This is a genomic window from Nitrosospira sp. NpAV (assembly GCF_000832065.1).
In the GTDB taxonomy this organism is placed as follows: Bacteria; Pseudomonadota; Gammaproteobacteria; order Burkholderiales; family Nitrosomonadaceae; genus Nitrosospira.
In genome coordinates, this window is sequence record NZ_JXQM01000013.1 from 101,178 (window position 1) to 126,880 (window position 25,703).

25 protein-coding genes are annotated in these 25,703 nt (G+C 52.6%); 3 read left to right on the plus strand and 22 right to left on the minus strand.

What is annotated here, in order from left to right; all coding sequences use genetic code 11:
- Positions 1-9: 9 nt before the first annotated feature.
- On the plus strand, positions 10-1,032 hold the full coding sequence (locus tag SQ11_RS08985; RefSeq protein WP_041513822.1) for a class I fructose-bisphosphate aldolase: 1,023 nt from the start codon (positions 10-12) through the stop codon (positions 1,030-1,032).
- An 18-nt stretch (positions 1,033-1,050) separates the two neighbouring features.
- Here the strand turns inward: SQ11_RS08985 and cls are convergent, their stop codons facing one another.
- The 7 genes from cls to SQ11_RS09020 form a co-directional block, all read right to left on the minus strand.
- Complete coding sequence (gene cls / locus SQ11_RS08990) at positions 1,051-2,415, minus strand: cardiolipin synthase (protein WP_041513823.1); 1,365 nt, start codon at positions 2,413-2,415, stop codon at positions 1,051-1,053.
- Between the two features lie 549 nt (positions 2,416-2,964).
- Complete coding sequence (locus SQ11_RS08995) at positions 2,965-3,438, minus strand: YbhB/YbcL family Raf kinase inhibitor-like protein (protein ID WP_041513907.1); 474 nt, start codon at positions 3,436-3,438, stop codon at positions 2,965-2,967.
- A gap of 228 nt (positions 3,439-3,666) precedes the next feature.
- Positions 3,667-4,116 (minus strand): CBS domain-containing protein, encoded by a 450-nt coding sequence (locus SQ11_RS09000; RefSeq protein ID WP_041513824.1) that lies wholly within the window; start codon positions 4,114-4,116, stop codon positions 3,667-3,669.
- 116 nt (positions 4,117-4,232) lie between these two features.
- Positions 4,233-4,736 carry a BCAM0308 family protein gene (locus SQ11_RS09005; RefSeq protein ID WP_041513825.1) on the minus strand — a complete coding sequence of 168 codons (504 nt, stop codon included), beginning with the start codon at positions 4,734-4,736 and terminating at the stop codon, positions 4,233-4,235.
- A 193-nt stretch (positions 4,737-4,929) separates the two neighbouring features.
- A complete protein-coding gene (locus tag SQ11_RS09010; protein ID WP_041513826.1) occupies positions 4,930-5,379 on the minus strand; it encodes an Hsp20/alpha crystallin family protein in 450 nt (149 codons plus the stop codon).
- Positions 5,380-5,450: 71 nt separating this feature from the next.
- Positions 5,451-5,630 (minus strand): hypothetical protein, encoded by a 180-nt coding sequence (locus SQ11_RS09015; RefSeq protein WP_156972454.1) that lies wholly within the window; start codon positions 5,628-5,630, stop codon positions 5,451-5,453.
- 229 nt (positions 5,631-5,859) lie between these two features.
- On the minus strand, positions 5,860-6,639 hold the full coding sequence (locus tag SQ11_RS09020) for a Kazal-type serine protease inhibitor family protein (RefSeq protein ID WP_041513828.1): 780 nt from the start codon (positions 6,637-6,639) through the stop codon (positions 5,860-5,862).
- Between the two features lie 246 nt (positions 6,640-6,885).
- Here SQ11_RS09020 and SQ11_RS17550 point away from each other — a divergent pair, with 246 nt between their 5' ends.
- Positions 6,886-7,167, plus strand: coding sequence for a hypothetical protein (locus tag SQ11_RS17550; RefSeq protein ID WP_198140830.1), 282 nt, complete (start codon positions 6,886-6,888; stop codon positions 7,165-7,167).
- 189 nt (positions 7,168-7,356) lie between these two features.
- Here the strand turns inward: SQ11_RS17550 and SQ11_RS09025 are convergent, their stop codons facing one another.
- The 4 genes from SQ11_RS09025 to SQ11_RS09040 all read right to left on the minus strand — a co-directional run bounded on the left by SQ11_RS09025 (position 7,357) and on the right by SQ11_RS09040 (position 11,192).
- Positions 7,357-7,797, minus strand: coding sequence for a hypothetical protein (locus tag SQ11_RS09025; protein WP_041513829.1), 441 nt, complete (start codon positions 7,795-7,797; stop codon positions 7,357-7,359).
- Positions 7,798-8,224: 427 nt separating this feature from the next.
- Positions 8,225-9,646 (minus strand): erythromycin esterase family protein, encoded by a 1,422-nt coding sequence (locus SQ11_RS09030; RefSeq protein ID WP_041513830.1) that lies wholly within the window; start codon positions 9,644-9,646, stop codon positions 8,225-8,227.
- A gap of 64 nt (positions 9,647-9,710) precedes the next feature.
- Positions 9,711-10,382 carry a phosphoribosyltransferase gene (locus SQ11_RS09035; protein WP_041513831.1) on the minus strand — a complete coding sequence of 224 codons (672 nt, stop codon included), beginning with the start codon at positions 10,380-10,382 and terminating at the stop codon, positions 9,711-9,713.
- Positions 10,383-10,397: 15 nt separating this feature from the next.
- On the minus strand, positions 10,398-11,192 hold the full coding sequence (locus SQ11_RS09040) for a dienelactone hydrolase family protein (RefSeq protein WP_306463971.1): 795 nt from the start codon (positions 11,190-11,192) through the stop codon (positions 10,398-10,400).
- Positions 11,193-11,340: 148 nt separating this feature from the next.
- Here SQ11_RS09040 and SQ11_RS09045 point away from each other — a divergent pair, with 148 nt between their 5' ends.
- Positions 11,341-12,903 carry a LodA/GoxA family CTQ-dependent oxidase gene (locus SQ11_RS09045; protein ID WP_041513832.1) on the plus strand — a complete coding sequence of 521 codons (1,563 nt, stop codon included), beginning with the start codon at positions 11,341-11,343 and terminating at the stop codon, positions 12,901-12,903.
- A gap of 1 nt (position 12,904) precedes the next feature.
- On the opposite strand, the gene SQ11_RS09050 is transcribed toward SQ11_RS09045, so the two are convergent.
- From SQ11_RS09050 to SQ11_RS09100, 11 genes are all read right to left on the minus strand, one after another.
- Positions 12,905-14,278 carry a sigma 54-interacting transcriptional regulator gene (locus tag SQ11_RS09050; RefSeq protein WP_041513833.1) on the minus strand — a complete coding sequence of 458 codons (1,374 nt, stop codon included), beginning with the start codon at positions 14,276-14,278 and terminating at the stop codon, positions 12,905-12,907.
- Between the two features lie 386 nt (positions 14,279-14,664).
- On the minus strand, positions 14,665-15,219 hold the full coding sequence (locus tag SQ11_RS09055) for a hypothetical protein (RefSeq protein ID WP_041513834.1): 555 nt from the start codon (positions 15,217-15,219) through the stop codon (positions 14,665-14,667).
- Positions 15,216-16,730, minus strand: coding sequence for a HAMP domain-containing sensor histidine kinase (locus tag SQ11_RS09060; RefSeq protein ID WP_052494119.1), 1,515 nt, complete (start codon positions 16,728-16,730; stop codon positions 15,216-15,218). Before SQ11_RS09060 ends, SQ11_RS09055 begins: the two co-directional genes overlap by 4 nt.
- A 311-nt stretch (positions 16,731-17,041) precedes the next feature.
- Positions 17,042-17,410 carry a hypothetical protein gene (locus SQ11_RS09065; RefSeq protein WP_232297949.1) on the minus strand — a complete coding sequence of 123 codons (369 nt, stop codon included), beginning with the start codon at positions 17,408-17,410 and terminating at the stop codon, positions 17,042-17,044.
- A gap of 95 nt (positions 17,411-17,505) precedes the next feature.
- Entirely contained in the window at positions 17,506-17,859 is a 354-nt protein-coding gene (gene arsC / locus SQ11_RS09070; protein ID WP_041513836.1) for an arsenate reductase (glutaredoxin), read from the minus strand.
- A gap of 313 nt (positions 17,860-18,172) precedes the next feature.
- Complete coding sequence (ybaL, locus tag SQ11_RS09075) at positions 18,173-19,909, minus strand: YbaL family putative K(+) efflux transporter (protein ID WP_041513837.1); 1,737 nt, start codon at positions 19,907-19,909, stop codon at positions 18,173-18,175.
- 251 nt (positions 19,910-20,160) lie between these two features.
- Positions 20,161-21,063: a PEP-CTERM sorting domain-containing protein gene (locus SQ11_RS09080; RefSeq protein ID WP_052494120.1), complete on the minus strand. Its 903-nt coding sequence runs from the start codon at positions 21,061-21,063 to the stop codon at positions 20,161-20,163.
- Positions 21,060-22,208 (minus strand): alanine dehydrogenase, encoded by a 1,149-nt coding sequence (gene ald, locus SQ11_RS09085; RefSeq protein WP_052494121.1) that lies wholly within the window; start codon positions 22,206-22,208, stop codon positions 21,060-21,062. The genes SQ11_RS09080 and ald overlap by 4 nt, the downstream gene beginning before the upstream one ends.
- Positions 22,209-22,673: 465 nt before the next feature.
- Positions 22,674-24,056: an NAD(P)(+) transhydrogenase (Re/Si-specific) subunit beta gene (locus tag SQ11_RS09090; protein ID WP_041513838.1), complete on the minus strand. Its 1,383-nt coding sequence runs from the start codon at positions 24,054-24,056 to the stop codon at positions 22,674-22,676.
- A 3-nt stretch (positions 24,057-24,059) separates the two neighbouring features.
- Positions 24,060-24,365 carry an NAD(P) transhydrogenase subunit alpha gene (locus tag SQ11_RS09095; RefSeq protein WP_025041967.1) on the minus strand — a complete coding sequence of 102 codons (306 nt, stop codon included), beginning with the start codon at positions 24,363-24,365 and terminating at the stop codon, positions 24,060-24,062.
- 102 nt (positions 24,366-24,467) lie between these two features.
- On the minus strand, positions 24,468-25,595 hold the full coding sequence (locus tag SQ11_RS09100) for a Re/Si-specific NAD(P)(+) transhydrogenase subunit alpha (protein ID WP_041513839.1): 1,128 nt from the start codon (positions 25,593-25,595) through the stop codon (positions 24,468-24,470).
- Positions 25,596-25,703 lie beyond the last annotated feature (108 nt).

Sequence of the window (25,703 nt, forward strand, 5' to 3'; positions counted from 1 at the left end):
AATCGCTAAATGGACGTTGATAAACTCAAGTCAGTAGCAGGTGCCATCGTCGCGCAACAAAAGGGTATTCTTGCAGCGGATGAAAGCAACCCCACGATCAAGAAACGTTTTGACTCGATCAAGCTTGAAGCGACCGAGGAAAACCGCCGGCGATACCGTGAACTGCTTTTTACCACCGATGGTATCGAGCGCTATATCAGTGGCGTTATTCTCTTTGACGAAACACTGCGCCAACGTTCCCGCGATGGCGTTCCTTTCGCCGAACTGCTGTCAAGCCGGGGGATCATTCCCGGCATCAAGGTGGACAAAGGCGCAAAAGCGCTGGCACTGTACCCTGGTGACACAATCACCGAGGGTCTGGACGGCTTGCGTGAACGGCTCGCGGAGTATAAACAATTGGGTGCGAAATTTGCGAAATGGCGAGGCGTTATCCAGATTGACGGGCACGATATTCCTTCGGCATACGCCATGCATGCAAATGCCCACGCGCTGGCGCGCTATGCCGCCCTCTGTCAGGAGGCGGATATCGTGCCCATCGTCGAACCCGAAGTACTCATGGATGGCATTCAGGATATTGATCGCTGCGAAGTGGTCACGTCGCAAATGCTAGAGAACTTGTTCGCGGAGCTTAGTGCCCACCGTGTGATACTTGAAGGTATTCTGCTCAAGCCGAATATGGTGATTGACGGGATGAAGTGCACACATCCGGCCAGCGTGCGGCATGTCGCCGAAGCTACGGTTCATTGCCTCAAGCGCTACGTTTCGGCCGCGGTTCCCGGGATCGTGTTCCTATCCGGCGGCCAAAGCGCGGAGGATGCCACCGATCACCTGAACGCCATGAATGCCATGGGATCGTATCCCTGGCAGCTCAGTTTTTCCTATGGGCGCGCACTTCAGGCACCGGTTCTCGCCACCTGGAAGGGAAAGGAAAGCAATGTCGCCGCGGCACAAGAGATATTTTTCAGGCGTTGCCAGTTAAACGGTTTGGCCCGAGAAGGAAAATATAACCGGGCAATGGAAATGGACAAATAACGCATAGCTTGTCCGATATCAGATCCATCGGGCCCACAGGCGTGCGCCAAGCTCTTTGAGGCGCATACCAATGGAACGCTCGCGCCACTTTTCAAGGGTGACAAGCGTGGAAGATTCAATATCTTTCTCGAACATCGCTTTCATTTGCTCACCAAAATCTTGTCCGAGAATCACAGCATTGATTTCCTGATTGTGTTGAAAACTGAGCCAATCAAGGTTGGTCGAGCCTATGGTAGACCAAATGCCGTCTATAAGCGCGGTCTTCGCATGGAGCAGCGCATCCTCCCGCTCATAGATCTTCACGCCAGCACTCAGCAGTTCATCGTAGTAGGAATGCGAAGCATAATAAACCAGATTCGAATCCGTTTTGTCGGGTAGCATCAAGCGCACGTCGACATTGCGCTGGGCAGCGCCCTTCAATGCAGCAAGCAATTGCGGGTTAGGCACAAAATATGCGGTTGTAATATATGCATGGGTCTCGGCGCTGTTAATCGCTGATAGCAGCGTGACATAAATGGTGTTGTAAGATTCATCGGGCGAACTGCCAATGGCACGCACCACTTCATTGCCTCTACTGCCCATCTTCGGAAAAAAGGATTTCGACACCGGTGATTCACCCTTTTGCTTTTCCCACGTTGAGAGAAATAATTTCTGAAAATCGCTGACAACCGGCCCTTCAATACGTAGATGGGTATCACGCCACGGTGGGGTATCCGGTGTACGCGGTTTTGATCGAGTGAAGGATCCGCTGGAATACACGCTGCTAATATTGACGCCGCCCACAAAGGCAATCTGGCCGTCAACCACGAGCAGCTTGCGATGATCGCGTCCCACCTCCCATTTCTTGCGAGGCGCCAATGGATTAATGGGGTTGAATTCCAGTACGTTGATGCCGCTGTCCATCATTGACTTGAAGAATTCTTTAGGCGTATTACCCGATCCAACGCTATCGTATATAAAATTCACCTGTACACCCTTCTTTTGCCTTTCAATCAATGCATCCACGAAACGACGACCAATCTCATCATCCTCGATACTGTAGGTTTCCATGTTGATGTGATTCTTCGCTCCCTGTATCGCGGAAAACATCGATTTGTAGGTAGCAGGGCCATCAAGCAGCAACGTTACCTTATTGCCCGTCACCAACGGGCTTCCCATCAGTTCCTCGACTTGCGCAAGATGCCTGTCAAAGATGTTCGTTTTTGGGCTCCCGTTCTTCAGTCCTGCCAGGATTGCCTCACTTTTCTGGGGAGGAAGCGGACCCTGCGCGCCGTTTACACGTACCGCATGGGTTGTATGCGCCATTCTATCCGGCAGTGGTAGGGAACCACAGCCAGCCAGCAATATCAGGCACAATACCCCCGCACACTTCTGAATCATCATGAATTCCATTTCCTCAGGTTTTTGATATTACCGGTTACATTTGGCGCGTTTCACTTGCACATCCCTGCTTGAGAATTAATACCCATGTTTACTACACGGAATTAAATCTAAAGTTACAAAATATTGAAAGCAAGAATCATTCCAAACAGATCAGTCAAATAGTTATCGACTGAACCACCGTCAAGTGTGAAATTTCTCGACATACTTTTGCATCTCAACCCTCCTGCCTGAAACATGACTGATCAATATTAGTCTTGGATACCACTTTATTTGCTGTCATCGTATCGAAACATGCCGCAAAAAAGTGCGGCTGACAGGGGACGGACTATGGATGTCTCCCATGGGCCGCGGGGCGGCCTGCAACTACCTGAAGTATTTAGCCGGGTGGGGAATGTGGGAAAGAGGGGAAATTTCTGCGCATCACGTCCGAGCGCTCCACAGGTTGTCCATGAAGCATGTTATTGGCATAGTCGGGATTACAACCGGACTTACGACCGTACCGTGATGTTACCGCCACTTTTGGACGTGCTTGAGATGCCAAATGAGCAGTTAATGCTTCTGGTATAACCCGATCAGTTCGGAATGGGCAAGAATATGCCCTTGCATTGCTTGCTCCAGCTTTACTTTGGTGGGCTGATTCAAGTCCGGCAGTACGGTATCCAAAGCGTAGAGTTTATGAAAATAGCGATGGCTGCCTATCGGAGGGCAAGGTCCGCCGTAGCCGGTACGCTGCCAGTCATTAAGCCCCTCCAGGGTTCCTGGTGGGAGATCTCTTGCCGCAACGGCCTCGGGCAAACCACCGGAATTGACCGGGATGTTATATAACACCCAATGCACCCAGGTTCTTTTAGGCGCAGCCGGATCAGGCGCATCCGGATCATCCATGATTAAAACCAGGCTCTTCGTACCCTCGGGTACGTCATTCCAGAAAAGTTCGGGGGAAGTATCATGGCCCTCGCAAGTATGGCGAACGGGAATGACTCCCTGGTGGGGAAAAGATGATGAAGTAATGGTCATGGACATAATAGTTTTCTCCTTCTTGCTTACGGACGGTTCCGTTTCAGCCGCTCCCGCCACGATACAGACCAAGGCGATTCCGAGCGAGGCGGCAACAACACCAATGTACCTCCACCCGATGAAATGAGATCCGGTTTCCATTTGCTACGATATGGGAACAGTCCTTCCCTTCTCGCCACCCAGTTTCGGCAATCTGCCAGTCAGCAGCATGATATACTCCTTTTCAAGGGGCTATTATTGACGATGTCTCGTTTCTTTCTGGCGTTGATATTTCACCAGCTTGGCAATGGCGAGCAATTCTTCCGACAATAGCTCCAACAAGTCATCGAGCGTCAGAATACCTACCAGTCCACCGTTTTCATCCACGACCGGCAATCGCCTTACCGTCTTGCTGCGCATGTATTGAATTGCCTCGAAAACCCCTACGTTTTCTTTCACCGTGACCAATTCCCGCATCATGATATCGCCCACGGTGATAACTTTCTGATCGAGATCCGGCGCCATGATTTCCACCACGAGATCGCGGTCGGTAACAATCCCGACCGGAACCCGGACGTCACCGCGCTCTTCGACAACCAGCACATCGCCGACATGATGCTGCCGCATGAGCTTGGCAGCTTCCAGAATGGTATCGTCACGTTTCAGGATAACAACATCACGGTTACATATTTCACCGGCAGGCATGATGCCCTCCAATTCATTAAATATTTCATACTATATGGCAAATGCATGACGCCCTGTTCCGATAGGTCCGACGGAAAATATCGCGGACTTCGATCTCGTCAGGCTGTAACTCCTGTTTAGCGTGCCCAGCTTACGCGCAACAGATACTCTTGCGGATTGTAGTGAAACTCCAGATCACCCTGATAAGCGTGATGTAGCGCTTCGCCAATGCCACGGGCAAGATGAATATCCGTCGTCGTCAATAGGGTTGCATCCTCTTCTTCTTCAATTGCCATGATCCGCTTGAGCGGATGATCGGCCCGCTCACGTTTTTCCACATTGTGCACAAGATGCATGACTTCCTCGCGATGAGCGAGAAAGAACGCCCCTTGCAAGGTTAGAAATCCGGCGGGAAAATGATCGTGCATGCGATGGCAGGCGGGACAGGTTTCCTGATGGGCATCGGTGGTGGCTTTGCCCCATTGCCAGCGTCCTTCATGAAATACTGCCCCACACTGGGGGCAAACGGTAGGCTCCGGCAGCTTGCGCCTTGCTTTATAGGTATCGTGCACATGCTCCTGAAAGAGGCCATCATCCCGGGAAACTCGCTGGAAGCCGGGTAATTTGCCTTCTGTGCTCATGGTGCGACTCCTATGATGAAGAAAAAGTATATATTCCAACCGACCGCCGATTATCCTGCCGCCATAGCCGAAGTCACCGGGAGGCGCGGCTTCATTTTCAAGGCAAGAAAGTGAATGCCCGAATCAAACCGCGAGACTCGATTCACTCCATCAATGCATAGCCGCCGTTTGTCATCCCGCAATGAAATCCGCTTTATTTAACCTCAATCCTCTTGGCGGTTTTTCCACCCTTCTTCGGGAGTACTAGTTCCAAAGTACCATTCTCATACTTGGCCTCAGCTTTGGTTTCATCCACCTCGCTGCCTAGAGTAAAACTCCGGTAAACCGACCCCTGACGGCATTCGCGGCAAATGACTCTTTCCCCTTCCTTTTCCTCTTTTTCCTCCTTGGTCTCGGCGCTGATGGAAACCTGTTTGCCATCTATTTGCACTTTGACATTCTCTTTCTTTACTCCCGGCATTTCCGCGCGTACGGTATAAGCCGTATCGTTTTCGGTCAGATCCATCTTGATTGTGGGAGCATTTTCCATTTCCGCGGAAAATGGACGCATCCCAAAATTTTTGAACCAGTCTTCAACATTGTAAAATGGATCGGGACGCGTCATTTCGCCGAAAAGAGGGGAATGCCGCATGATATTCGCCATGATAATTCTCCTTTGCAATTAGTAAAATTTCTTCAACGTCGCCTTCTGACCAATTTTGATTACCAAGAAGACTAGTCCCCACCGTCATACGATGCCTCATCTACGCCAGGCATGACATCCACTTCCTGGCCGCCACGCCGCTCAGTTCGATAATAAAGGGCAGTGGAAATCGTCTGATAGTTATTTCTCCGTTCTCCTGCCTTGCGTTTGACTGCTCCACGGGCTTTCGCTGCCGTTGACTCGATTGACATGAATTTTGCTGGTTGTTCAACAAATTCGCTTCCATGTTTCTTTCTTTTCTTGCTTTTCGTACCGGGAGGACTTAATGGTTTGCTTGACAAAATATGACCTTTAATGAGTTGAAGGTTTATCCAGATAGCTTATCGTCGTTTGACTGCTTAGTTTAATTTAATGGCAGAGCTTACTAATTATCAATGATCCCTGGTGGTTTTCTGTGCGCTTCCTAACATTAGGAATGATCTACTTGGCTTTGCAAATTCCCGGGCAATCCGCCCCACCCTGCTTGGGGTCGCAATCATCAGCGGGGTCGTCCACGCAAGTTCCACCGCCGGTACATTGGATTCCCGCAATGCCACCACAGGCTTGCGGCCCGGTCTTCTTGCATTCACCCTCGTACTCAACGGATATGCCGGCGCCAGCCGCTGTGCATGCGTTCCCGTACGTCTTGCCATCACAACCGCATACGGGTCTGAATTCCCTTGTGCAAATCGTAGGCTTGGTCTTGCATGTGCCTTGCGCGTCCGGCATCTTGCATCGACCGATACCGAAATCGCAGTATTGTTGCGCGTCAGGACAGATTTCTCCAGCTATTCCGCCACAAGTCAGCGATTGCCCGCCGGAACCACCCGAACCGACGGGCTTGCATTGCGCAGTAAACTCCACATCAAGGAATGTACCTGCCTTGGGATGAACTGAACGCAGCTGCTTGACAAAGGCATTAAACTTTTTTGGTGTTGCGTTGAAACCGGCCTCCGCGCATGCGAATAAACCGCCTTCGATCGGAATGGGTCCATCCGCCCTTGGGCTATAAACAGCGAATGTATCGATGGCGCCGGCAGCAATTGCCTGCCCCACCAACTTGCGAACTGATCGCAAGGCGGCGTTATCGAGACCTCGTCCATCATTGGTGAGAGTGATATTCACGGCACGTTCGGCAGGATCCGCAAGGTCTTCGGCGAAGACGGACGTGTTGTTGAGCACGAACGCTCCAATCAGGAGAGCATAGGCCAGTCTTTTCATTTTTTCCTCCCATCACGGCGTCCATACTTCTGTCCTATCCTATGGATATATCGCACTCTTTTTGTAGCAAAAAAAATGGAAAAGTAAAGCTTGGATGATTTATTCGAATAAGATTTATTCGAATAACAATGATCGGGAGGAATGCATCATGAGCATACGATATCTCAAATTGTCGATAACCAACCAAAGGAGTATCGACATGAGCAAACATGGGGAAGGACGACTTTGAGGTAATATGCGAGCACTATGGCAGTACTGATCCCGATTCGGGCAATAAGGTGGGATATCGAACGCTGTCCAGTATCCCGGCTTCGTGGGACCGATACGGCGGCACGGTGCGTCGATTTCGGCCGTGATTTCGTCTCGAATCTAACTCTTATTCGATATCTTCACCGGATGGACGGAGTGCCGCGCCACCTGGAGCACAGTGGTGAATCAGGGCGACCCATTGAACAGGTGTTGCCGTTCGATTTGCATGGATTCGATGACGATAAACAGAAGCGAGGGAACAAGGGATTGACCCTATGAAAGATCGTTTGAACTCCGCCAGTTACGCGGAAAAGTTGCCCCCCAGACAATAAAAACGACGAGCTGCGACGGAATTAACCTGCCAGCAGGCATTTCGAGGAGATGGGAAAAATTCAGCATGAAAGAGCAAAGCCGGATTAGCGTAGCTAACCCGGCTTTGCCCCGTTTTTACCGGATAGAGGAATAATACTATTGCAGCATGGTGCTGCTTTGATGCAATCCACTCGCTGCGCTAAGCGTTTGAGTATCGGATGCAGCATGGTTTTCGTCGAGCTTTGATGCTATTTGCCGATGGGCAGCGGCTTCTTTTATGTCGTCATTCATGATTTGCTCATACTGGCGTACTAAAGCACCGGTATGAGATTGCAGGTCCTGTGCTTGTCTTCCGTAGAGATAGCTCTTGTTCTCATACTGTTCAAGCAACTCTTTTTGTTCCTGTACTTTTGCCTGCATCTGCTTGGCTTCGGCCTCAAGGGATTTCGCTACCGCGATGTGATCATGGCTGGTTACAGCCTTCTGCGCCGCCGCAAGGATAGCAGGGTTTTCGGTTGCCATTGCGGATGGGCTTACCGCGGCCATGAGTCCCACCATTGATAACGCGGCAAGAAATTTTCCGAATTCCGTTTTCATGATAATTGTACCCAAATAAAATGAAAGTGACTGTATCCTAACCGAGTCAACAGCATGAGTATATTGGGGAAACCCTGGTTTTATGCTAAGGGAAACCCTTAGAAATTTCTGAAGGGATCTGGGCACAACCGCCACCTTGTCTGGGAATGGCTGATGCATGCCAATCTCGCCACAACTCGTTGTTTGCACACCACCTCGGATCGCCATGCCGTCCCAAGTAGTGCCCGGAACCGCCGAGCCCGGATATTTCACCGGATCGCAGATGATGAGCCGACTGTTTTGGCGATTGGGGAAAGTCGCCGCGCATGCGGCGAAATAGTCGCAAACTGACCGCCAGCACTCCAGTAGGCATGCAGGGATTTAACGTTATCCACCCAATGGCATCATTCATGCCGCATATGATGACTTCCGGAGGACCTATCCCGGGCTAGAACCCCGAAGGATAAGTTTCATCCATTTCCCCTGGCCTTGGATGAACGAATGAGGGCAATGGTTCCAGTGCTTGCGTTTCGTCGATATGGATCATGAAATCAAATTGCCGTGGCAGGGATGTATGGAAATAATGACTCATGCGCTCGGTTTCGGGTCGATAAATGACGCCGATAGCCCGCTGTAGTCTTTCGTCCGCCAGCATGCCAATTGCTTCGTTTTTGCCTCTCAGGTCAATGTAGAAACGCTTCTTTTCGAGCCGTGAGAAAACTTCTTCATAGCTGCCGGGCAACGGCTCACGGATCGCCTTGGTTTCCGCTGGTCCATCCCAGTCCGACGCTGCCGTCACCGTACCGCGGCTGGTCGAAAAACCGATACGAAGCGCTTTGTTCGCGTATTTATCATTGACCAGTTGGCCGATGTTAATCTCGCCGCGACGTCCCATCTGGGTTGCCGCTGCATTACCCAAATGAGAATTATGGGCCCAAACAACGATTCTCGCCTTCCGTCCCAGTCGGGCGCCGAGGTGCGCAGCAAGCTTCTCCAGCGTTTCGAACATATGCCGGTCTCTCAGATTCCAGGTGTTGGGCCGGCCTCTGAACAGAGCGCGATAATATTCCTCGGCATTCTTTACCAATTCGGCATTTTGCTGCGCCGAAAAATATTCATTTCCGGCAAAAATACCGTCCCTTTCCATATAGACACGCGCTTTTTGTTGGAGTCGTATAAGTTGGGTGATGACTTCCTGCTCGCATGAATCCCATCTACCAGAGGCAATGGCATAGCCATATGCCTGAGGATCATTGATAAACTGGCCAAAGCACGCATAGCGTCCCCGTGCGGCTTCCGCTTCTTTTGGGTCGATCTTGTCCAGGTACCCCAGCACTGCCTCCATGGAGGTTGTCATGCTATACAAGTCAAGACCGTAGAAACCGGGGTATTCCGTGGGCCGCGGCTGTCCCACTTGCGCTTTCCGGCCTTCTCCGCCCTTAAGACCTCTGTTCTCTTCGTTGAAATGATGCAGCCACTCGACAAACGCCTGAATTTCGATGTTACGCCACATCCAGGTGGGAAACCGTTCAAAGTCCGACAAAGCCGCGTCTGCGTCCATATCATCCGACTGGCCCAACACATAGCGGTTAACCCGGTAAGCATCCGGCCAATCGGCTTCAACGGCAATGGCGTCAAAACCTTCCTCCATGATGAGACGCCGGGTAATTTCAGCGCGAATCCGGTAAAACTCCGCCGTGCCATGAGTGGCTTCACCGATGAGGACGAATATTTTTCCCTCGGTGCTTCCTGAAGCATCCCCCTGGACGGCCTGTATTATCGCGTCGTAATCACTATCGATACCTAGCAGGGACTGAGCTTGCCTTTCCAGCGCAACCATCAACTTATGATCCGGATTGAAATCAGACATACCATCCTCCTCCACTTATTCCGGGAAAAAACCGGTGCCAGCGGATAACTTATGGCTCTGGGGACTATAGGGTTCTGCCGGGGTTTTTGGCGGCATGGTTCAAAAGAGCCAGCACTTCATTATCCGAGGTCTGGGAAAAATCGCCGTACCATTGTCCGACACCATAAAAAGGCTCTGGCATGTGCAGGCATATAAGCTCATCCGCTTCTTTCTCGATTTTGCCGCAGGTGGAGACCGCGCCAACCGGAACAGCCACAATGATACGTGCAGCGCCCGAATGGCGAAGGGACGCAATCGCAACCCGCATGGTCGCGCCTGTGGCAAGGCCATCGTCGACGATAATGATGGTTTTTCCCTCTAAATCGGGCGGCGGCTTCCCCTGGCGGTAGAGCGCGTTTCGTCTTTCCAGCTCTGCCCGCTCCCTGGCGATGATGCCATCAATAACGGTCTGATCAATATTCAGAAGATCGATAATATCCTGATTGAGAACACGGATATTTTCTCCCGCCAGCGCACCCAGCGCCAGTTCTTCTTGTCCCGGCACACCAAGCTTGCGGACTAGCCACAGATCGAGTGGTGCAGACAGGGCTTTTGCCACTTCATAAGCCACCGGGACGCCGCCCCGCGGCAGTGCGAGAATGAAAATATCGTTTCTGCCGGCATAACCGGATAATGCATCCGCTAGGAACTTCCCCGCTTCCGTTCTGTTTGCGAAACGGTGAAAAGTGGCCGCCATTGGATAGGTCCCCTGCTAATTCAAATGATCGCGAAACCACTGGGCCGCTAGGAGTGCGGCTGCTTCAAGCGTACCGGGCTCTTCGAACAGATGCGTGGCGTTTGGCACAATTTCCAGTCTTGACTGGGCATTGAGCCGTGCTAACGCCCATTTATTGAGGTCCAGAACCTGGAAATCGTTTCCCCCCACGATAAGCAGCACAGGCACTGTGACTTTCGCCAGATAATCCGCGGCAAGATCCGGCCTGCCACCACGTGAAACGACAGCCATGATATTTTGTGGACGTCGCGCCGCCGCAATCAAAGCGGCGCCGGCACCGGTACTGGCACCAAACCAGCCGATCTTGAAACGGTTCGTCTGAGCTTGGCTTTGCAGCCATGCCGCAACATCAACCAACCTGTCCGCCAGCATTGGAATATCGAAGCGCAGATGCCGTGTCCGCAAATCGATGGTCTCTTCCTCCTCCGTCAGGAGATCGGCAAGGAGTGTTGCAAACCCATATCCGTTCAGCGTTTCCGCGACATAACGGTTCCGGGTGCTATGCCGACTGCTGCCGCTCCCATGGGCGAATGCAATAATGCCTTGCGCGCCCGCAGGCACGGCCAAATCCGCACTCAACACCACGCCACCCGCCGGTATGCGTAAAGCCGTAGGCTCGGGAAGACGGTGTAGCGGTCGGACGGGCATAGGACTTCCAATTTTATGCAACAGGCCGGACAGAGTATCGAAACGGGCACCAGCGGGCTGCGTTTTACCAAACGAAATAACTTTGATGGAAGCTTCGGGCGATTTCCGTGCGATTCCGAACATAGCTGCATGTTTCCTATTGCGGGATCGGCGCTACGTCGCCCGATTGATTGCCCAGTATGGAAAAATTACGGAAATTGTCATTCCCTCGTACTATTATGTAAAAACGATACCGATTTCTTTCTCAACTTTTATAGGGAGCAGGTAAAAAATGAAAACAATTTACCGGATTTACCCGGCAATAGGAGTCGCCCGGATAGGAAACAGCGAGACCGGCTATTTCCTGGGTCCGGAATCTCCGGGTATCGTTCCAGACGGACCCTATCGTGATAGTTCATCGGGAAAAATAAAACCACAAGGTGTCCGCTTCAGAGTCTATAAATTCACCCGGGATGAGTTTGGTAAGGAAACGCTGGACAACGAGGTTATACCGGATAACAAGACAAAAATTACTTGGAGCGTTCATCTCGTCAATCGCAAAGCGGCGGGAGGGAATTTCCCCCCGGGAGGTCCGTCTTCTTCCTTGCGGAACGCTGATTACGATCGTGCCGGACTAGTCGTGGATGCTTCATTAAAGTCAATATCCGGAAAAAACAAAACTGCCTTGCCGCTCAGTGGAGAAATTAACTTCATAAGAAATGGCAACATCGAGGGGAGCGAAAAAGTTACGCTGGGACGGCTACTGACCGACGAAAAAGGACGCCTCATCGTTGTTGGCGGACCCGGTAAATCAGGCTCGCCCATCGGCCGGGGCCTGGACAGTTTCGCGAACAATGATGGCTGGTATGACGGCGTTTCCGATGGCCCGGTAAGCGCCGTGGTGGAAGTCAATAATGAAGCGCCCGTCACGGCGGAAGGGGGTGCGTGGGCTGTCGTAGCTCCGCCATCATATGCACCGGGCATTGAAAATGTCACGACCTGGTACGACCAGGCACTCAATGTCGCGGCGAGGAATTTCTCGCCGCGTCTCATAGTAAACGTACCGTCATTCACACGCGATATCTATCCCATCCTGAAGCGAACGGTAATGCTGCATTGGGTGGTGGAGCAGAAAAATCGTCACCATGGCACAACCGGCAATTTTCTGAATGTGGCAAGACTAAGCAAATTGGCGGACAAGACCGAAAACGGAAAATCCGCACGTGAAACAGTCTTCCGATGGCTGATGAAACCTAATACGCACGTCGATCCCAATACGCCTCCGCCACAACTGCCGCCGGCCATGCCAAAAGTGAATAGCGGCCTCGATCCTGACAACCCCGAGCAAGGCGAGTACACCGCACTGACGGAATATCAATACGCCATGATGGAAAAATGGTCGCAGGGCAATTTTGATCCCGACTGGACGGCTGAACCGGTACCCGTTCCGCTTGATGAGTTGCCGCTGGAACAAAGACCCGATGCCCTGACGCGAGCGTCGCTGGAAGGCTGCATTGGCGCACCGTTCTTTCCAGGTATTGAAGTGACATACGTTATCGCTCAAGCTGCAACTTACGAAGGATCATTTCGAATCAAGCACACCCTCCCACCCGGTTTCCTGACCGAGCGCATGGCGTTGCCGTGGCAGGCCGACTTTCTCGCTTGCGGCGAACTATGGTGGCCCGCCCAGCGCCCTGTCGACGTCGTTACCGCATCAGGAGAAATTCAGTCATTCTCGCGGGGCATACAAGACTACGGCGATATGGTCCGATGGTGGACGGAGCTTGGCTTTATTGTAAAGAAGGGCGAGAAGTTTGTTGAGGACGAGCGTAATCCCATCGAGGGTCAAGTTTGAATCAACCCTGCGGCTGTTTGAAAACGGAGGGGTCGAGCTGATATCTTTGAAGAAGTTTGTAGAATTCAGTGCGATTGCGTTTGGCGAGGCGCGCAGCCTGAGTCACATTGCCGCCCGTGATTTTCAGCACGCGAACCAGATAATCTCTCTCGAAACTCTTGCGCGCGTCCTCGAAAGATACGAGTTGCTCCTCCTCCTTGTGCATGGCATCGTATACCAATACCGGCGAAATCAAGGGGGCGGTACTCAAGGCCACGCACTGCTCCACAACATTCATAAGCTGCCTCACATTACCAGGCCATGAGGCACTAACCAGCATTTCCATTGCCTCGGGAGAAAACCCATTAATACTTTTATCGTATTTCGCTGAAAATATGCCAAGAAAATGATTCACCAGCAAAGGAATATCCTCACGCCGCTGGGACAAGACAGGGATGGTTAACGCTACGACATCCAATCTGTAGTAAAGATCTTCTCGAAAACTGCCGTTAGCGATTTCGGCCTTGAGATCACGGTGAGTTGCGGAAATGATACGGACATCCACAGGGATGGTCTGCATGGATCCAACCGGGCGCACTTGCCTTTCCTGGAGAACACGCAATAATTTAACCTGAAGCAACAGTGGCATGTCCCCGATTTCATCCAGGAACAGCGTTCCCCTTTCCGCTAATTGCAACAAGCCTTTGTGATCCCTTACCGCCCCTGTGAATGCCCCCTTGACATGTCCGAACAATTCGGATTCCAATAGTTGTTCCGGAATTGCCGCGCAATTTATCGCCACAAATGGGTAATGGCGACGTTTGGAGGCTTCATGTATGGCGTGAGCGAACAATTCCTTGCCGACACCGCTCTCGCCATAAATTAGCACACTTGCATCCCCTTCCGCCACCAGTCCCGCCTTGGTGAGGAGATCCTCCATCACCGCGCTTTGCGTAATGATACCTTTGGACCAGGATGCCTTTGACATATCGTTTTGTCCCGCCGCGCCGGGGACATACCTGAGAGCCTGGCTGATATTGGCCAGCAGCGTCTTACTGTCAAAAGGTTTGGCGAGATAACCGAATACACCTCGCTGAACAGCCGCGACCGCATCGGGAATAGTGCCATGTGCTGTCAGAATTATCACTGGCAATGTGGGTAGCGTACGGTGAATTTGTTCGAATAGTGCCATTCCATCCATCCCGCTCATCTGCATATCGCTGATGACGAGCTGCGGGCGCGACACATCCAGATAATTGAGGGCCGCCTCCGCGCTTGGCACGGCTTCCGTTTTGTAGCCAGCGGCTGTAAGCCGGATCGTGAGGAGTTCCAGGAGATCGGTATCGTCATCGACGATGAGGATTCTTGGCTTGGAATCGGAAGTATTTTTATTCAATTTATTATCCTAAATCCGGCAGTTGGACGGAGCAGAATGTGCGGTTTCTGAAATGCAGGGCAACGGCAGCGGCGCGGAATGGCGCGGCCCGCGGGGCGGAGCAGTGCCCTCCGCAGGAAGGGGTGTCCCCGTGGCGGGATGTGGGTGCCTCGGAACGCGGTCCGGCGTCCCCCCTCGCAGCCCGATCCCCGCTTCGCGGGGCCCCCTCGTGCGACGCTCCGGAGCACCTCCGTTCCAAGGCGTTGCAACGCTGCCATGCGCCGTAAAAACCGTGCAATCTACCCCGTAGCGGCCTCACCCAAAAGGTGCGGCTCAAATAGTATAAGCCGTTGTTATTAATCATAACGCTAACCTAATAAATAAGCGATCAACGACCGGATTTAGGATCATAGGCCTCTGAGAATAAGATTTTTTTCCATGCTTTTAATCGCTTCAATCTGATTTTGCAGCGTTTCCACCCGTTTTTGCTCTTCTTTCAATTTTATCGATAACTCGTTTAATTTTAGCGCTGACTCATCCACGCTATTACTTAGCCGCTGCTGTTCCGCAAGCAGCGTCGCCAGTAAATTTCTGAAACTTTGCAAGCCCGTCACGGGTTTCACATCGCGTGGCCATTCGTTGAGCAGATAAAGCGCTGAATTCACGTCGCGGAAGGGAGTGTTGGGCAGAATGAGAAGTAATATCAATCTCGCCCGGTTTGCCTCACTTTTATTCTGTACAAAATTTTGCTTTACCTTATCGTACACGCGAGCGAGTTCCGCCGGCGGCTGCTTGCGCAAGGAATCGTAATATTGCATCAGATCTTCCATTTGACCGATTACGATCAAGTCGGACAGCAATAGCCCCCCAGGTTGCTGATTTTCAGGGATGGCGGTACAGGCGGTTAGCAACGTCAGTATCACCACCGGTAGAATCCGGAATTTCTGGTATGCGTTACTCATAAGGTTCCTTCCGGGTCACGGATCGGCAGGGTAAGACGAAAATGGGCGCCATTGACATTAACAACCGGTTGCATCAGCTCTATATTCCCTCCGTGCGCGAGCGCGTATTCGCGCGCGATGGATAACCCCAGTCCCGTTCCCTTTATATGACTGTCGAGTACCTGCCGCCCCTGATAGAAAGGCTCGAATACCTTTTCGCGATCCGCCTCGTCAACACCGGCGCCGGCATCCAGGATATCGAATTGCACCGTCTCGTCTACCTTGCTTGTCCAGATTTTTATGCACCCGCCAGGAGGAGAGAACTTAATTGCGTTCGATAACAGATTATCCACAATAACTTTAATTTTTTGTTTATCACAGTCAATTATCAACTCCGGGCAGGAGACCTCGATTTTCAAGCCCTTACTCATGGTGATAAGGTTCTGATCTTGTAATACGGTATCCAGAATTTTCGCCAGATTCGCCTGACGTTTCACCAGTGCGGCTTTCTCCGTCTGGAGCGCGCTGTAGCTCAGCAAATCCTCGATACGCCGCTGTAATTGTACGCTGTTGCTGTACAGGATATTCGCGATACGCTGCTGTTCTTCGGTCAATTCTCCCACCACGCCTTCCGCAAGCAGGTCGGCACCTTCGCGCATGGCGGTGAGCGGTGTCTTGAGTTCGTGAGAAACGTGCTGTAGAAACCGGGTTTTCTGCTCTTCCAGTTTCAGCAACCGACGGCGCAACCAGTCCAGGCGTTCGCCGAGATACCTTAAATCCTGAGGACCGTCCACTCTTATCGCTTTAAACAGCGCACCTTCCCCCATGGTACGAATCGCTTCGTCAATCTGGCGTATTGGATGCGCAATCCGCAGTGAAAAGATGAATGCGAGGAGAATCGCGAACGGAATCAAGGCAAGCAGCTGCCATCCGACGGTAAAGCGGGCATCCCCCGCCATATCCTGCATTTCGCCTACCTCACGTTCAATCAACGCATAACCGACCGCCGAAAAGGTTCGCGCCGAATCCCGCAGGGGCACGAATTTGCCAACCAGATCGCGCAGCTCTTCCGGTGACTTTTCTCTGGCCGATACGTTACCGAAAATAGATATCTCCAATAGTTGCATTTGCTCCAGCAATTGTTTTTGTTCAGTATGCAGGGAAAGCTCAAAAAGATTGGCTGAGGCGCTTTCGAACTTCTCATGTGCCCTGAAGTAATTTTCGAGCAGGGACGTATCGCCAAGGATGTGTGTTTGCCGCACAGCACGTTCCATGGCTGCAATTTCATCCGCCAGGACACGGCTGCCGTGCGCAATTTGCGCCGCCTGGTATACGGCCCTGCGGCTTTGATCCGCCAACCGGTCAATGGAGAATGCGCTATTGACGAGAGCGATGATAAGCGGCAAGCCCACCAGCGCAAATCCGAACAGAATCAATTTCAGGAAGGATTTTGGCTTCTTGCGCCGCATCCGTGAAATGGAAGTAGCGCCAATACCACCCTCCTGCTTTACGGTATCTCCATCAACAACCATTTTTATCCTTTGATTGGCGACTTGCCAAGGCCGATACCTGAATCCATTCTAAATCCGACGAGCGGGCGGGATGAAGTGTGCGATATTTTGGCTGCGGGGCAAGGCGCAACGATGTGAAATGGCTTGTTATATTCCATGACGTTGCAAATGCAGCCATGTGCCACAAAACTGTGCACATCATTCCCCTAATACCGGATTTAGGACCATATGCGATTATCTCTAGATTATGCCGATAATTCAGAAAATCTGAATAGTCTTATTGGCACAGAACTTCGTGTCGCGGCGTTCATCCAGATTTGGAGCGGGTAAGTCTATGGCGTTGAAGCAATGTAGGGCTTGCAATAATGCTTGGAAGGAAATTCCTTGTTCCTTCGCGAATTGACAATAACATCACCGCCGTTTTTTACGCACTCCCGCATCGAATTGTTCAGACTGGCATAATGCTCGTTTGGCTCTGTATTTTTTGAAACCGGTGGTACTTTCTCCCGGATTTTGACGCACGCCGCCACTTCATCTCCGGCGGGAGAAATATCTTTTGTAGGTGGTAATGCACATAATTTACATGGATTACCCGGACACAGGCATCCGCTACATTGCGCATGCGCTGCGGTGGTGGATATTCCCAGCAGCGATGCGAGGACAAGCGGGCTGATCAGCCGCAACATATCGATTGACTTCATCTTCATATCCTCCCGCCTTTCCTGTCAGGTACTGTTACGACCCCACCGCCCTGCCTGCCGCCGGGCTTGTCGAGGTACGGCTTCATTCAACCACATTACAACAATTTGGTCACGTTCTCCGGTGGCCGGCATAACACGGCCTCATCGCCACGCACGACAATCGGCCGCTGAATCAGATCCGGATTCTCCACCATAATCTTTATTAATTCGTCATCCGGCAACTGCCGCTCAGCCAGCTTCAGGCTACGCGCGAGCGGTTCGTCGCTACGCAGTACGTCGCGTACCGGCACACCCAGTTTATCGATCAGTTCGCGCAGTGCCGCGGCGGTTAGAGGGATCTCATAGTAATTGACGGCATCGAACTCTTGCCCGCTATCCTTGAGGAGTGTAAGCGTCGCCCGGCATTTACTGCAGGTGGGCTTGTGATAAATGGTAATCCTGCTACTCATGCAATTTCCTCCTGTCTCCATCCTGCAGCCCCGTCGCCCCCGATCCGCATCGCGAGCTCCGAAGGAAGGGCTGCCTGTAAGAACCCGCATCTCACTGAGTCAACGTTAAAACAGCCGGCTGATGAGTATGGCCGACCCTATATAACGCTACTTTAGCAAAACTTACAAGTTCGTGACTAAAATACTCCACAAGAATCAAAAACCGGGCGATATGTTCTTTATATGGATATGCCACTATGGGGACGGGCAAAAAAAACGACGCCGTGGAATCTCGAACAGGGCGCCTTCTTGACCAGGGCAACTCTGCCCGCCTTCACCCATGCTCTGCTTTGATCCCTGTGGTATGGATTCCTTGTTTGCTGAATTTTACTAGGACATGGCGAGTCATGCTGAGCGCAAGCTCATGCTCGCCCAGAAGTACCGTACCCCCGCTTTCTTTTCGCAGGAGGGCCGCCTCTTCTTCATTATGTGTACGCACAATGATCTCGACCGGTGGATTGAGCATCCGTGCGGTTTCTATCATCCGGCGAGCACGGAGCGCATCGGGAACTGCGATCACCAGCATTTTGGCCCGCGCGATATGCGCTTGTATAAGCACAGCCGGTTCAGCGGCATCGCCCGCCACGGCATGGATTCCATGCCTGCGTAACCCTTCGACCATCTCGCGATTCTGATCCGCCACAACGAGCGCCACCCCCTGTTCGATCAGCGCTTCGCCAATATGCCGGCCGACCCGACCATAACCCACCAGCACCACATGGTTGGTCACGTAGCTTGAGGCAACCGTCATCGGCAGCTCCGCCAGAGGATCGTCGGAACGCTCCAGAACGCGGGCAAGCTTGGAACGGGAGCGTATCCATTCCTGTGCCGGTTCGATTACCTGGAATACCAGGGGATTGAGCGTGATCGAGATAAAAGCCCCCGCGAGTATAAGACTCTGGGCCTCGATCGGCAGAAGTCCGAGGGAAACACCGAGCGCTGCAAGGATAAACGAGAATTCGCCAATCTGGGCAAGACTGGCCGACACGGTTAATGCCGTATTGAGCGGGTAGCGAAAAGCAAGTACCAGCAGAAAGGCAGCCAGCGATTTGCCGATGATAATAATCGCAAGCGTGGCGACAACAAGCAGCGGCTGATCGATGAGGACGTTCGGGTCGAACAGCATTCCGACGGAGACAAAAAACAGTACCGAAAAGGCATCCCGGAGCGGCAGGGAGTCCTGGGCGGCCCGATGACTCAAATCGGATTCTCTCATAACCATTCCGGCGAAAAAAGCGCCGAGCGCAAAGGAAACACCGAAGAGCATCGCCGAACCGTAGGCGATGCCGATCGCCACCGCAATCACGCTCAAAATGAATAGCTCGGTCGAGTTGGTGCTCGCGACATGCCAAAGCAGCCAGGGAAAAACCCGTTTTCCCACAATAAGCATGAGCGCGATGAAGATTGCCACCTTGCCGAAAGTGAGGAGGAGCGTTACCAGCAGGTCCGAGCTGGGGCCCGTCACCGGGCCGTCGGCAGAGGTACCCAGCCAACCAGCCAGCGGCGGCAAAAGAACAAGCACCATAACCATTGCCAAATCCTCAACCACCAGCCAGCCCACAGCAATCGATCCATTGACGGATTTGAGCACGCCACGCTGTTCCAGCGCCCGTAGGAGTACGACCGTACTCGCCGTGGAAAGCGCCACACCAAACACAATCGCCGCACCCAAGTCCCAGCCCCAAGCGACCGCAACCGTCGCACCAAGAGCGGTTGCCACCACAATCTGCACGATCGCACCAGGCAGTGCTATCCGCCGAACTGCCAGCAGGTCGTCCAGGGAGAAGTGCAGCCCCACGCCGAACATCAGCAGAATGACACCGATTTCCGCCAGTTGGCCCGACAGCTCCATATCGGCCACAAAGCCTGGCGTATTGGAACCGAGGATTACCCCCGCAACCAGATAGCCCACCAGTACCGGCAATTTCAGGCGATTGGCAATAAGCCCCATAAGTAAAGCAAGACCGAAACTGACGGCAATGGTGGTGATCAGAGTAACGCTATGGGGCATTTATCGTGCCGTTTAGACAGGGTTAATCACCGCACCGATGATTTGGGCATGGATCGCGGCGCGGAACTCCAGGATGGCATGAGAACGCAAATTTGGTTCGGGTTCCGCGTCCGCCAAGATGAAAAATAGAATATTGAATGAATATAATTAGTGACGAAAGAAACCTTTGTAGATCATAGTGCCAAATTTAAAATATGAACATCGACCACCAAATTTGACTGGCATAGGGGGCGGATACTTCTCCCCGGCACTCAGCCTCTATGCCGAGATGCGCGGAAACGCCAGCCAAGCAATCCCAAACCGGCCAGCATCATGGCCCAGGTTTCCGCTTCGGGCACGGACGAAACTTGCCAGCCGATGTCTTTCATAGCGGCATTATCAAGCTCTGTAAAATATTTGCGTTGCCCGGAGGCGATAGAGGGATCCATCGCAGCCTCCTGGCCAAGATAGCTAAGTCCGTTTGCCCAGTGACTATCACCCGCCAGGGGCGGATTGTAACCCAGCAGGGCGTTAACGGCGGGACCCGTAAATGAGCCGTTGGAGATCAGTCTGTCAAAGGAATCGGCCCCGCCAAAACCGAGCACATGCGCCAGCTCATGTACGGCTACTGAATAAAGATCGACGCCGGAAAAAGATTCGTTTGTAGTGGTATCAGAATCAAAATACCAATTGGAGGTACTGTTAAAGGAGATCGCTCCACCCCATGGCCCAAAATCGGTCTCGCTGGGTGTGAGGGCTCCGGATTGACCTCTGCTGGATGCATTATTGACGAAATCAGTGGAACCTTTGCTGGAGAATCCCCCCGGACCGCCCACCGCTAATGTGTCACCCAAATTATGGGCACCGGCAAACACCACGATCTGATTCGCGGCGATACTGTAATTGGAAATGCTAACCTCATTATCGTTATCCGGCTGAAAGAACCTGACATCAAAACTATTCGATCCCGATGACGTAATCGCGGTCAGATCATCCTGAAAACGGCTCTCGAATGTTGAAGCGGCCGCATTCAATAAATTCTGACGCGAACTGTTAGCGCCGGTAAAAAAACCTGAACTGTCGTAACGATAATCAAAATGAATATCGATATTAGCTGAAACAGACTGATTCGTAGCGAGCAATATGCCGAGGAATACTGGGTATGCTAATTTCATGTTGCTTGGCTCCTGGTAGTTGAACCGCTCAAGGTATGCTCCAATGCTTGCAATGGATCAAGATAGCTCAGGCCAAATTCCTTTGCGACCGCAGGATAGGTGACCGACCCCCGGTACGTATTAAGACCGTATTGTAACGCCAGATTTTTTCGTATGGCATCCAATCCTTCATCCGCCAGACGCAATGCATAAAAAGCCGTTTGAGCATTCAGGGCGAAGGTGCTGGTGCGCGGGACCGCGCTGGGCATGTTGGCGACACAATAATGCACCACGCCGTCGAGTTCGTAGGTTGGATTGCTATGAGTGGTAGGCCGGGTGGTTTCGACGCACCCTCCTTGATCAACCGCCACATCCACGATTACGGAACCTTTTCGCATATTCGGCAACATTCCGGCTGTCACCAGCCAAGGCGCCCGTCCACCGGGAATCAGAACGGCACCGATCACCAGATCGGCATTGTAGACCATCTCTTCAATATTATACTCATCACTGATGCGCGTTTGCAGTTGCCCTTGATAAATGTCATCCAGGTACTTCAGGCGATCATGATTGATATCGAGCACGGTGACCTGGGCGCCGGACCCGATAGCGGCGCGAGCGGCATTGGTACCGACGATACCCGCTCCCAGGATTGCAACGTTAGCCGGCGCCACACCCGGTACGCCGCCCATCAATATGCCCCGGCCACCATATGTCTTTTGCAGATATGTCGCTCCAATTTGAGCGGCCATACGTCCCGCGACTTCACTCATGGGCGTTAACAGCGGCAGTTGACCTCCTTCCGTCTGAACCGTTTCGTAGGCGATGCCTGTCACACCATGTTCCAGCAGCGCGATGGTCAAAGGCTTATCCGAGGCCAGGTGAAGATAGGTAAACAAAATCATGTCTCGATGCAGATAGGGATATTCCGCCGCGGTGGGCTCCTTGACCTTTATCACCATTTCCGCTCCCCAGGCGTCTTCGGCGCGGGAAACGATCATGGCCCCGGCGGACTGGTATTCCGCATCTGAAATGAAACTCCCCTCCCCCGCTCCGCTCTGTACCACCACCCGGTGTCCATGCCGCGTCAAGGTTTTGACTGTACTCGGTGTCAGTCCAACCCGGTTTTCGTGATCCTTGGTTTCCTTGGGCAATCCGATCAGCATGCTTTTGTTCCTGACTGAATAAAATTGAACTTATTCTTCCGCAAAGATGAATTCGATACAAAGAATTTTACAGATAATCTTGTCTCGCCAGATAATTCTATACGGCAATAAAAACACTTTACCGGCGGGCATCAAGGAACTCTCGATAGATCCATTCTTTCTTATTAAGTATACAACCCGATCCCAGGGTCGCTGTAAAAAATAACCCTGAATCCGGTAGTGCGGCAAGGTGAAGTGAGCAGTTTCTGGAGGCAGGACAGGCTCAACGACGCGGAATGGTCATTCCATTCCGGCATGAGAACAAACTTAAGCGGGAGTGGCCGCTCGCCGCGACGCGCGGAATGCATTCTCACGAATCGAGCGAGCAGTCAGGTGAGGATAGGTTGATCAGTCCTTCACAAAGGCGATGTGGCCAAGGCTGCGACTCCCAATGAACACGTATTGAGGTGAAGCGTTTATATATGGCTACAGCGCCTTGACCATGTCTTCAACAACCTTCTTGGCATCGCCGAACACCATCATGGTTTTGTCCATGTAGAACAGATCATTGTCGAGACCGGCATAACCGGCCGCCATACTGCGCTTGACCACCATCACGGTACGCGCCTTGTGAGCATCCAGAATGGGCATGCCGTATATCGGGCTCCCGGGAACATTCGCCGCAGGATTCACCACATCGTTCGCACCCAGTACCAGTACCACATCGGTGTTGGAAAAATCGCTGTTGATCTCATCCATCTCCAGCACTTGCTCATAGGGTATTTCCGCTTCCGCCAATAATACGTTCATGTGCCCTGGCATGCGTCCCGCCACCGGATGTATCGCAAAACGCACGTTGACACCTTTCTCGTGCAGTTTCTCGGCCAGTTCCTTGACCGAATGCTGCGCCCGCGCCACTGCCAGACCATAACCGGGCACGATGATAACGCTGTCGGCGTTACCCATCAAGAATGCGGCATCGTCGGCACTACCGCTGCGATGGGTTTTCTGTGTCCCATCGCCCGCTGCGGCCACCGCCCCACCCTCGCTGCCAAAGCCACCCAGTATGACGGAAAGAAATGGCCGGTTCATGGCCTTGCACATGATGTAAGACAGAATTGCCCCGGAACTTCCCACCAGCGATCCGGCAATAATAAGCATGGGATTGCCGAGCGAGAACCCGATTCCCGCCGCAGCCCAGCCGGAATACGAGTTAAGCATGGAAATCACCACGGGCATATCCGCACCTCCGATGGGGACGATAATGAGAAAACCGAGTACAAAGGCGATCGCGGTCATGGTGGCAAAGGCTGTCCAGTTGGTAGTCTCGCTAAAGAAAAACCACAAGCCAAAACCTACCATCACGATTGCCAGAATAAGGTTGACCATATGCTGGCCGCCAAAGGTAATGGGTGCGCCGCTCATGCGGCCGGACAGCTTCAGGAACGCGATAACCGAGCCCGACCAGGTCATGGCACCGATAAAGGTGCCAAGAAAAAGCTCCAGTTTACTGCCCATGGGCAATATCGCGGGCAGGCCGAATGAGGCTGGATTATTGACTGCGGCGATAGCGATAAACACTGCCGCCAAACCTACCAGCGAATGCATGAAGGCAACCAGTTCCGGCATTGCCGTCATCTGGACGCGTCGTGCGACAGCCGCGCCGATGGTACCTCCCAGCGCGATACATGCAAGTATCAGCGCCCAGTTCTTGGTAATCGTAAGCGTGGTGATAACAGCAATCGCCATCCCCACCATGCCGAACAGATTACCGCGACGGGCGGTTAGCGGCGAGCTCAGGCCTTTTAGCGCCAGAATAAAAAAAACCGATGCGATCAGATACGCGAATGCGACCGAATTTGCGGACATTTACTAGCTTCCTTTTTTATCTTTTTTTCTGAACATTTCCAGCATCCGCTGGGTAACAAGAAATCCACCGAATACATTGATCGCGGCCAGTGTCACCGCTACGGCTCCCAGCCATACGCCCCAGTCTGTTTCCGCCGGACCGGCAGCGAGCATTGCGCCGACCAGGATAATGCCGGAAATCGCATTGGTCACTGACATCAGCGGCGTGTGCAACGCCGGGGTCACGTTCCATACCACGTGGTAGCCTACAAACACCGCGAGTACAAACACGGTCAGGTTAATGATGGTTGGGTCAACTTCGCCGATCATGATTGCTCCTTCAATCCGTTAAATATTCCGAGTGTTGAGTGATGGCAGGGGAAGGCGAAATATGCAGAACCGGATGGCCCCTCACTTTCCGCCGGCAGCTTTTCAAGTTTTACCGGTTACTTCCCCATCCGCACAGACCAGTGTCCCGGAAATGATTTCATCCTCGCGGTTCACCTTGAATTCCCCGCTCTTCGCATCCAGCATCAGATTAAGAAAATTCATCAGATTACGTGCATACAGCGCACTGGAATCCGTCGCCACCAGACCGGGCAGGTTGGCGATACCGACGAGATGCACGCCGTGCTTAACTACGATTTTGTCCAGTTCCGACAAGGGGCAGTTACCGCCCGCTTCCACCGCCATATCGACGATCACCGAGCCGGGTTTCATAGCGCTGACGGTTTCCTCCTTGATCAAAACGGGAGCCGGACGCCCGGGAATCAATGCCGTGGTGATAATGATATCGGCTGCTGCCGCGCGCTGATGCACCAGTTCGCCCTGACGGCGCTTATAATCATCCGACATTTCACGGGCATATCCGCCGGCCGTTTCCGCCTGCGCTTTTTCTTCTTCGCTCAGCGGAACTTCGACAAATTTGGCGCCGAGACTCTCTACCTGTTCTTTTGCCGCCGGGCGCACATCGAACGCTTCGATCACCGCCCCCAGCCTCTTGGCTGTGGCAATGGCTTGCAAGCCGGCCACTCCGGCGCCCAGAACCAGCACCCGTGCCGCCTTTACCGTACCTGCCGCAGTCATCAGCATGGGGAAGAATTTCTGATAGACATTGGCTGCCATCAGCACCGCTTTGTAACCGGCAATATTGGCCTGCGACGACAGCACATCCATGCTCTGAGCGCGGGAAATACGCGGCAGTTTCTCCATGGCGAATGCGGTCAGGCCATGACGGGCGAGCGCTTCGATACCTTCCGCCTGGTGCGGAGAAAGCAAACCCAGCAACACAGCATCCTTGCGCATCATCGACAGCTCGCCGGATTCCGGCCCGCGCACCTTGAGGACGATTTGCGATTGACTATAAAGCTCCGCCGCGCCGGCTACAATGGTCGCCCCGGCTGCCTGGTATTCCTCATCGGGTATGCTCGCGCCGGCTCCCGCACCGGACTGGACCAGAACAACATGAAAGCCCTTGGCGGTAAATTTCTTCACCGTTTCCGGCGTGGCCGCAACGCGGGTTTCACCCCCGCGAATCTCCGCCGGTATGCCTATGTGCATGGATAATCTCCCTTATTTTTGGACATTTTCTATTTTTTTCCACTAAACCTGCAAAAATTAGCCAATATCGCCTTCCTTTAATCGCGAAAGCCGGATTATAAATGAACC

Bases quoted from the DNA above. Each gene is read 5' to 3' on its own strand.
- SQ11_RS08985 (WP_041513822.1), top strand. From the start codon at position 10: ATGGACGTTGATAAACTCAAGTCAGTAGCAGGTGCCATCGTCGCGCAA.
- cls (WP_041513823.1), bottom strand. From the start codon at position 2,415: ATGATGATTCAGAAGTGTGCGGGGGTATTGTGCCTGATATTGCTGGCT.
- SQ11_RS08995 (WP_041513907.1), bottom strand. From the start codon at position 3,438: ATGTCCATGACCATTACTTCATCATCTTTTCCCCACCAGGGAGTCATT.
- SQ11_RS09000 (WP_041513824.1), bottom strand. From the start codon at position 4,116: ATGCCTGCCGGTGAAATATGTAACCGTGATGTTGTTATCCTGAAACGT.
- SQ11_RS09005 (WP_041513825.1), bottom strand. From the start codon at position 4,736: ATGAGCACAGAAGGCAAATTACCCGGCTTCCAGCGAGTTTCCCGGGAT.
- SQ11_RS09010 (WP_041513826.1), bottom strand. From the start codon at position 5,379: ATGGCGAATATCATGCGGCATTCCCCTCTTTTCGGCGAAATGACGCGT.
- SQ11_RS09015 (WP_156972454.1), bottom strand. From the start codon at position 5,630: ATGTCAATCGAGTCAACGGCAGCGAAAGCCCGTGGAGCAGTCAAACGC.
- SQ11_RS09020 (WP_041513828.1), bottom strand. From the start codon at position 6,639: ATGAAAAGACTGGCCTATGCTCTCCTGATTGGAGCGTTCGTGCTCAAC.
- SQ11_RS17550 (WP_198140830.1), top strand. From the start codon at position 6,886: ATGGCAGTACTGATCCCGATTCGGGCAATAAGGTGGGATATCGAACGC.
- SQ11_RS09025 (WP_041513829.1), bottom strand. From the start codon at position 7,797: ATGAAAACGGAATTCGGAAAATTTCTTGCCGCGTTATCAATGGTGGGA.
- SQ11_RS09030 (WP_041513830.1), bottom strand. From the start codon at position 9,646: ATGTCTGATTTCAATCCGGATCATAAGTTGATGGTTGCGCTGGAAAGG.
- SQ11_RS09035 (WP_041513831.1), bottom strand. From the start codon at position 10,382: ATGGCGGCCACTTTTCACCGTTTCGCAAACAGAACGGAAGCGGGGAAG.
- SQ11_RS09040 (WP_306463971.1), bottom strand. From the start codon at position 11,192: ATGTTCGGAATCGCACGGAAATCGCCCGAAGCTTCCATCAAAGTTATT.
- SQ11_RS09045 (WP_041513832.1), top strand. From the start codon at position 11,341: ATGAAAACAATTTACCGGATTTACCCGGCAATAGGAGTCGCCCGGATA.
- SQ11_RS09055 (WP_041513834.1), bottom strand. From the start codon at position 15,219: ATGAGTAACGCATACCAGAAATTCCGGATTCTACCGGTGGTGATACTG.
- SQ11_RS09060 (WP_052494119.1), bottom strand. From the start codon at position 16,730: ATGGTTGTTGATGGAGATACCGTAAAGCAGGAGGGTGGTATTGGCGCT.
- SQ11_RS09065 (WP_232297949.1), bottom strand. From the start codon at position 17,410: ATGAAGTCAATCGATATGTTGCGGCTGATCAGCCCGCTTGTCCTCGCA.
- arsC (WP_041513836.1), bottom strand. From the start codon at position 17,859: ATGAGTAGCAGGATTACCATTTATCACAAGCCCACCTGCAGTAAATGC.
- ybaL (WP_041513837.1), bottom strand. From the start codon at position 19,909: ATGCCCCATAGCGTTACTCTGATCACCACCATTGCCGTCAGTTTCGGT.
- SQ11_RS09080 (WP_052494120.1), bottom strand. From the start codon at position 21,063: ATGAAATTAGCATACCCAGTATTCCTCGGCATATTGCTCGCTACGAAT.
- ald (WP_052494121.1), bottom strand. From the start codon at position 22,208: ATGCTGATCGGATTGCCCAAGGAAACCAAGGATCACGAAAACCGGGTT.
- SQ11_RS09090 (WP_041513838.1), bottom strand. From the start codon at position 24,056: ATGTCCGCAAATTCGGTCGCATTCGCGTATCTGATCGCATCGGTTTTT.
- SQ11_RS09095 (WP_025041967.1), bottom strand. From the start codon at position 24,365: ATGATCGGCGAAGTTGACCCAACCATCATTAACCTGACCGTGTTTGTA.
- SQ11_RS09100 (WP_041513839.1), bottom strand. From the start codon at position 25,595: ATGCACATAGGCATACCGGCGGAGATTCGCGGGGGTGAAACCCGCGTT.